The organism is Streptomyces sp. NPDC102462 (assembly GCF_044765425.1).
Lineage (GTDB): Bacteria > Actinomycetota > Actinomycetes > Streptomycetales > Streptomycetaceae > Streptomyces.
In genome coordinates this window covers 177,454-183,926 of record NZ_JBIWKB010000006.1, presented here as the reverse complement: position 1 = coordinate 183,926, position 6,473 = coordinate 177,454, and the positions used below count along the sequence as shown (strand labels likewise).

The window sequence follows — 6,473 nt, the reverse complement described above, 5'->3', positions numbered from 1 at the left end:
GCTTCGCCTGGTGGTGGCCTCGTCCGGCCGCGGCCTCGTCTGGTGGCCTACGTCCGGTGGCGGCCTTGTCCGGCCGCGGCCCCGCCCGGTGGTGGCCCCGCCCGGTGGTGGCTTCGCCTGGTGGTGGCCTCGTCCGGCCGCGGCCTCGTCTGGTGGCCTACGTCCGGTGGCGGCCTTGTCCGGCCGCGGCCCCGCCCGGTGGTGGCCTGCGCCCCGTGTCGGCCTCCGCCTCACATCCCCGTTCCGGCCTCGTGCCGGAGGCGGGGTCAGCGGATTCTGCGGCCCTCTGCGTCCTCGTGGGTGTAGTAGCGGTAGAAGATCACGATGAAGATGACCGCGGCGACGGCCAGTGACATGCCGGTGGAGCGCAGCGCGGTCTCCCCGGACTGGCTGTACAGGAAGCCGAACGCGATGCCGCCGAACGCGGTCCACAGCAGCGCGTGCACCTCCCGCCGCATCCGCGGGGCCAGCGCCTGCACGCCCAGGTACACCAGGACGAACACCAGCGCGGTCACGAAGCCGAACAGCAGGTTCCAGCCGGTGATGGGCCCGCCGTCGCGCCGGTTGGCCGCGGCCCAGTAGCCGTAGAGCAGCCCGAGCAGGACGGGGAACGCCAGCCGGGCCACCGCGTGGGTGCGCTCGTCGAAGACATCGGGTGTCCGGCGCTCGCGGGGCACGCCCCCGGACGCGGGTGCCGCATGAGCCATGAGAGCACTCCTCTCCATTCGCCCCGAGGATGCGCCCCGGGGATGCCATGCCCCCGGGTGACGCGTTCCCGGGATACGCCCAGGGATGCGTCCTCCCGATGCGTCCCCGGGACGCGCCTCGGGGATGCTCCCGGGGTGCGCCCCGGCAACGCGCCCCCAGGGAACCCGGGATGCGCCGCCGGAGAACCCCGGTGGTGCCCCCAGGAATGCGCCCCCGAGACGCACCCCAGGCATGGGCCCCCGGGTTTCACCCCCGGGTTTCTCCTCGGCTTCCAGGGCACACCTGGGGCCGGTGGCCGGCAAGTCGTGCGGGTCGGGTGCCCGGATGCGGGCGGTGCGCACCCATGCTTGTCTGAAGTCCATGAAGGGCGGGCCGCACGCCGTGACCGGCGACGACGAGGCCCCGCCGCGGCAACTGCTGCGGATCCACGGGCTCGCCGTCTCGTGGGTGGTGCCGCTCCTGCTGCTCGCGCTGATCGTCCTGGTCGACATCAACACCACCGAGAAGTTCCGCATCATCTCCTGGATCGTCCTCGTACCGGGCACGGCCGCCGCGATCTGCGGGGTGTGGACCACGGCCGGATTCGGGGTGCTCTCGCTGCTGGCGTACTTCCTCGTGGACGCCGCCTGGCCGAGCCACTACCAGGCGGGCCTGCCCGACTTCGTCCTGATCGCCCTCGGCGGGGTCCTCGCCACCCTGGCGTGCGCGGTCCGGCTGCGCACCGAACGCCTCATGCTGCACATGCGGGACGCCGTCGACACGACGCGCCGCACCGTGCTGCGCCAGCTGCCGCCGGCCTGGGCCGGCCTGGAGAACGCGGCCGTCTATCTGTCCGCGGACACGGACGCCCGCGTCGGCGGCGACTTCTACGACATCCAGCCCGGCCCCCACGGGCCCCGTGTCTTCGTCGGCGATGTACAGGGCAAGGGCCTGGGCGCGGTGTCCACGGCCGTCGCACTGCTCGGCACCTTCCGGGAGGCCGCCTACCACGAGCCGGACCTCGCGGCCGTGGCCGCACTCCTGGAGACCCGGATGCTGCGCCACCGCCGGTACACGGCCGACCTGGGCCGCAAGGAGAGCGACCGGTTCGCCACCGCCGTACTGGTCGGCTTCCCCGTCCGCGAGTCGGGCTTCGTGGAGATCGTCAACTTCGGCCACGAGCCGCCGATGGCGGTCGCCCCCGGCGGGGTGCGGCTGCTCCCGCCCGGCGACGGCCTGCCGCTCGGCATGGGCGAGTTCGCGGACGGACCGCCGCGGGCGCACCGGGTGGCGCTGGGCGCCGGGGAGACCCTGCTGCTCGTCACCGACGGGGTGACCGAGGCCAGGGACGGGACCGGCGGGTTCTATCCGCTGGCGAAGGAGGTGATCCGGGCGGTGGCCGCGGACCCGCGCACGGCCGAGCCGACCCGGCTCGTGGCCTTCGTGCGGGCCGGCACGCTCCGCCACACCGGCGGTCATCTCGCGGACGACACCACGGTTTTCGCGGTACGGCGGGTGATGGGCTGGACTCCCGTCCAGATTCCCGTACGGGGACGTTTGCGGTCCTGAGGCCCTTCTTCGCAGCAGCAGCGGTTACCGTGCTGCCCTAGGTGATCGACAGGGGAGGGACGATGCCCGGAACCGTGCTGCTGCTCGCGGCCTCGCCGATGGGCCGGGGCCGCCTGGTCGACGCGGCGTCCGTGCTCCCCGTCCTCGCGGCCGTCGCACCCGACGTGCTGGCGGGCACGGACACCGCCAACGTGGTCGAACTCGCCGATCCGCTGGACCCGCAGGCCGTACTGACCCGGCTGCGCGCCGCCGCGGCGGCCCCCGGCCCGCTGACCGTGTTCGTCGCCGGCCAGCTCCAGCTCGACCGGCGCCAGCGCCTGCCGCATCTGGCGCTGGCCCGCACCACCGCGGCGACCGTCCGCTACACCGCCTTCCCCTGGCACTGGATCCGCGAGGAGCTGCGGCTGCGGCCGTCCGGCGCGACCACCCTCGTCGTCGATCTGCACGCGGACGCCGAAACCTGGCAGCACCTGCACACCGCGCCGCTCGACTCGGGCCGCAACAACCCGGTCTACGGCCGGATAGCGCCGCCCCCGGCCCGCCGCACCGTCGCCGTGCCGTCGTACATGAAGGCGGTGGCGACGGTGCTGCGCAGCGGACACCGGCCGCCCCTGGAGCAGCTGCACCAGCAGGTGGTGGCCCGGCTGGGCGAGGAGGCGGCCGGCAACATCCTGCTGGCCGCGCCCGCCCCGGCGGGCGGTGATCCGCACGCCGCGATCGCCGCCGCCGTACAGGCCGGCCGGCACGCCGAGGCGGACGCGCTGGCCGCGCGGTGGGAGCAGGCCGCGGTGCGCGCGCACGGCCCGGGTGCCGAGGACGCGCTGCACTGGGCCGAGGTCCGCGCGGACCTCGCGATGTTCGCGGGCGACGCGGTGCGCAGCTGTCGCACCTGGCTGACCGTGGCGGGGGCCCGGCTGGCCGCCGGGCAGCCCGCCGACGCGCCCGCGGTGGAGGCGGCCGTGGACCGGGCCCACCACCAGTGGGGCCGCATCGCCGACGCGGCCCACGCCCGGGAACTCGGCCCCACCCTGGCGGACCTGCGCCGCCGCGTCCCGGGCCGCAGACAGGGCGCCCTGGACCATGTCCAGCAGCATCTGCGGGAGTTGCAGACCCAGGGCTGAGCCGTCCGCCCGTCAGCTGGTGAAGGTGAAGTACTTCCAGGCGCCGTGCGTGGTCGAGTTCACGGTGTCACCGGAGCTGCCGTTGACGTACGAGGAGCGGGCCCGGAAGCGCCAGCCGGTGTCGTGGGTGCCCTCCAGCCGCACCTGGGACAGGCCCGTGGAGCTGAGCGCGAAGTAGTCCGAGCCGGCGTCGTACCAGTGGCCGCTGTAGTACACCTGGAAGGTGAGCCGCTGCTTGCGGCCCGGGTAGGCCGACATCTTGGTGGTGAACAGCGGGTCCTTGGACTTGCGGAAGAAGGAGTACGTGTGGCCCCACGTGCTCTTCGTCTTGTAGTGGCCGCTGACCGACGTGGACACCTTCACCCGGGCGCCGACCGTGCTGGCCACGGTCCGCGGCTGGTAGCGGGCGTCGCCCGCGAACTTCGCGGTGACCTTGGTGTCCCGCTTGAGGTCCAGGGTGACCGACAGGTTCCCGCTGGAGTTGACCGTGCCGGACTTCACCAGCTTGTTCGGCTTGTCACCGCCGAAGGGGTCGGCCCAGATCTCCACCTTGCGGTTCTTGTACGTCGTGCCGAGGTGCGCCGTGAACTTCACGTCGGCGCCGTACGCGTACACCTTGCCGTTGTTGGTGAGGGTGAGCGCCGGCTTGGCGCGGGAGACGTCGACGGAGTCGCTGCCCGAGCCCGCGGTGTGCCCGGCGTCACCGGCGTACGCCACCTTGTAGGTGACCTTGCCGCCGACCGTCGGGGTGTCGGTGAAGGAGTATGTGCCGTCGCCCTTGACCGTCGCCGAGGGCAGCTGCTTGCCGCTCGGGGACTCCAGGTCGGTGCGGGTCACCGTCAGCGGGGACCCGGCCGGGAGCGGCACCTTCGAGGTGACCTTGCCCTTGACGGTGAGCTTCTTGGCGCGGGGCGCGGTGGCGGGGGCGTCGACCGTGACGGTGGTGGCCGCCTTGGTGGGGCCGGTCAGCACGCGCAGGGAGAAGACGTCGTTGCTGTTGGACGTCACCGCGAACAGGCGGGAGGCGTCCGTGGTCCAGGCGAGCCCGGAGTCGGCGAGCACGTCGGAGCCGCTCGTGCTGCCCGTGTTCGGGAAGTCGTACTCGCGTACCGCCGTGGTGTCGCCGGGCCGGTAGACGTAGACGTCCGGGTCGTACCAGCCGTCGATGCCCGCGGCGACCGTGCCGTCGGGGGCGATGGCCACGGCGTTCGGGTACGCGTCGCTGGCGTAGCTGCCGTTCGGCGTGAGGTCGGCCGTCTTGAACACCGGGTGGTGGTACGGAGATCCGCTGGCCGTGATGACGTTCTGGCCGTCCGGTGTGACCGCGACGTCCCGGATGAACGAGCCCGCGGTGGTGGCGGCGAGCCGCACGGGGGCGCCCGTGGTGACGTCGTACGAGACCAGGGAGGACGGGCTGCTCGCGGTCTCGCCGGCCAGCAGCACGCCCGAGTCCGGGGCCGCGTCCAGGATCGGCGCCCCGTACCAGGAGTGCGTCGCCTGCCCCAGCGTGATCACGGGCTGCTCGCCCGTCAGGTCCACCGAGCCGAGGTCGCCGTAGCCCGAGGCGCCGTAGCCGAACCAGATCCGGCCGCCGGCCACGGCGACGCTTCGCGGCTGGTCGCCCACCGCGTAGCGGGCGGACTCGGTGCCGGTCGCGGTGTCGACGGCCACGATCGCGTCGTCGCCGCCGACCGCCGCGTACAGCGTCGCCGAGTCGGCCGACAGCTCCAGGCCGGCGACGCCCGGCAGGGCGGTCAGCTGTTGCACGACGGTCCCGCCGTAGGTGGTGACGACGATCTTTCCGCCGGTCGGATCGCTGACGAAGACCCGCTGGTGGGCGGAGTCCACCACGATGTCGCCGGCCGACCTGACCGGCAGGATCTTGGTGGAGTCGGCGTACGCCGGAGTGGTGGCGGCGAGCGCCGCCGAACTGAACAGGACCGCCAGGGCGGTGGCGGCGGGAAGGGTGCGCATACGCACGCTGATTCGAACCCCCCGGAACGAATGGATGTGGGCGCCCCGTGCCGGCTCGTGTGGTCACTCTGTGAGCCGGGTGTGGCGTGTGTGTGAAGACTAGGGCCCGGCGACTGGGTCATGCCACCGACAAACGGGCCAGTGCCGCCGGGCCCCTCGGAGTCGACGGCCCGTCAGGGCGGGGGAACGCGCCGGGTGGTGGCGTACTGGCCCGGGGGGAGGCCGGTGGTGCGGCGGAAGGCGTTGCTGAAGGCGCTCGCCGATCCGTATCCCACGGCATGGGCGATCTTGGTGAGGGTCTGGTCGCCGCGGATGAGCGCGTCCTTGGCCAGTGCCATGCGCCAGGCCAGCAGATAGTCCATGGGGGTGGTGCCGACCCGCTCGGTGAAGCGTTCCGCGAACACCGAGCGCGACATGTGCGCTGCCGCCGCCAGGTCGGCCACGGTCCACGGACGGCGGACGTCGGCGTGCAGAGCATGCAGCGCGGCTGAGACCTGTGGGTCGGCCAGGCCGCTGAGCAGACCCTCGGAATGGATTCCCGGCCCCGAAGGGCCATGGCCGCGCAGCGCCTCGACGAGCATGACCTCGACCAGGCGCGGGAGGACATAGCCGGTGCCGGGACGGTCCGAGGTCGCCTCGTCGGCGATCAGGTCGAGGAGATGCGAGATGCGTCCGGTGCCGGGGTCCGCGCCCCGGCAGTGGATCCTGCCCGGCATCAGGGCGCGCAGCAGGTGGGCGTTGGGCGCGTCGATCTGGAAGTGGCCGCCGACCAGTTGGCATGTGGGCCCGGCTCCGGCGCCGACGGTGACCGCGTTGTCGGGGGCCTGGGCCATCAGCGCCTCACCGTCCACGGGTGCGGTGTCCGGGTCGCTGGAGAAGGTGAAGGCGGATGACGGTCCGGAGAGCAGGAGGAAGTCTCCCTGGGCCAGTTCGAGTGCGGGGCCGCAGCCGAGGAGGAGGCAGTGGCCGCGTGTCACCGTCCCGAAGGTGATGTCGCTGTTGGCGGGGAACCGGATCGCCCACCGGTCGGCGCCTTCGATCCGTTTCCACAGGACCGCATGAGGGCGGATCAGGCGCATCAGGTCGGCCAGAGGGTCGGTCATGTCGGACGCTCGCTCATCA

General features: G+C 73.0%; 5 protein-coding genes. 2 read left to right on the top strand and 3 right to left on the bottom strand.

The genetic code is table 11. From position 1 onward, the window contains the following. Positions 1-266: 266 nt before the first annotated feature. On the bottom strand, positions 267-707 hold the full coding sequence (locus ACIRFL_RS07970) for a hypothetical protein (RefSeq protein ID WP_404025180.1): 441 nt from the start codon (positions 705-707) through the stop codon (positions 267-269). Between the two features lie 361 nt (positions 708-1,068). Here ACIRFL_RS07970 and ACIRFL_RS07965 point away from each other — a divergent pair, with 361 nt between their 5' ends. Both ACIRFL_RS07965 and ACIRFL_RS07960 read left to right on the top strand, forming a co-directional pair. Then, on the top strand, positions 1,069-2,256 hold the full coding sequence (locus ACIRFL_RS07965) for a PP2C family protein-serine/threonine phosphatase (RefSeq protein WP_404025308.1): 1,188 nt from the start codon (positions 1,069-1,071) through the stop codon (positions 2,254-2,256). 62 nt (positions 2,257-2,318) lie between these two features. Next, entirely contained in the window at positions 2,319-3,377 is a 1,059-nt protein-coding gene (locus tag ACIRFL_RS07960; protein ID WP_404025178.1) for a hypothetical protein, read from the top strand. A 12-nt stretch (positions 3,378-3,389) separates the two neighbouring features. Here ACIRFL_RS07960 and ACIRFL_RS07955 read toward each other — a convergent pair whose 3' ends face one another. Both ACIRFL_RS07955 and ACIRFL_RS07950 read right to left on the bottom strand, forming a co-directional pair. Then, the gene (locus ACIRFL_RS07955) at positions 3,390-5,351 is read right to left on the bottom strand and encodes an Ig-like domain repeat protein (protein WP_404025175.1); all 1,962 of its coding nucleotides are present in this window, start codon (positions 5,349-5,351) and stop codon (positions 3,390-3,392) included. A 173-nt stretch (positions 5,352-5,524) separates the two neighbouring features. Beyond that, positions 5,525-6,454, bottom strand: coding sequence for an AraC family transcriptional regulator (locus ACIRFL_RS07950; protein WP_404025173.1), 930 nt, complete (start codon positions 6,452-6,454; stop codon positions 5,525-5,527). Positions 6,455-6,473: the final 19 nt, after the last annotated feature.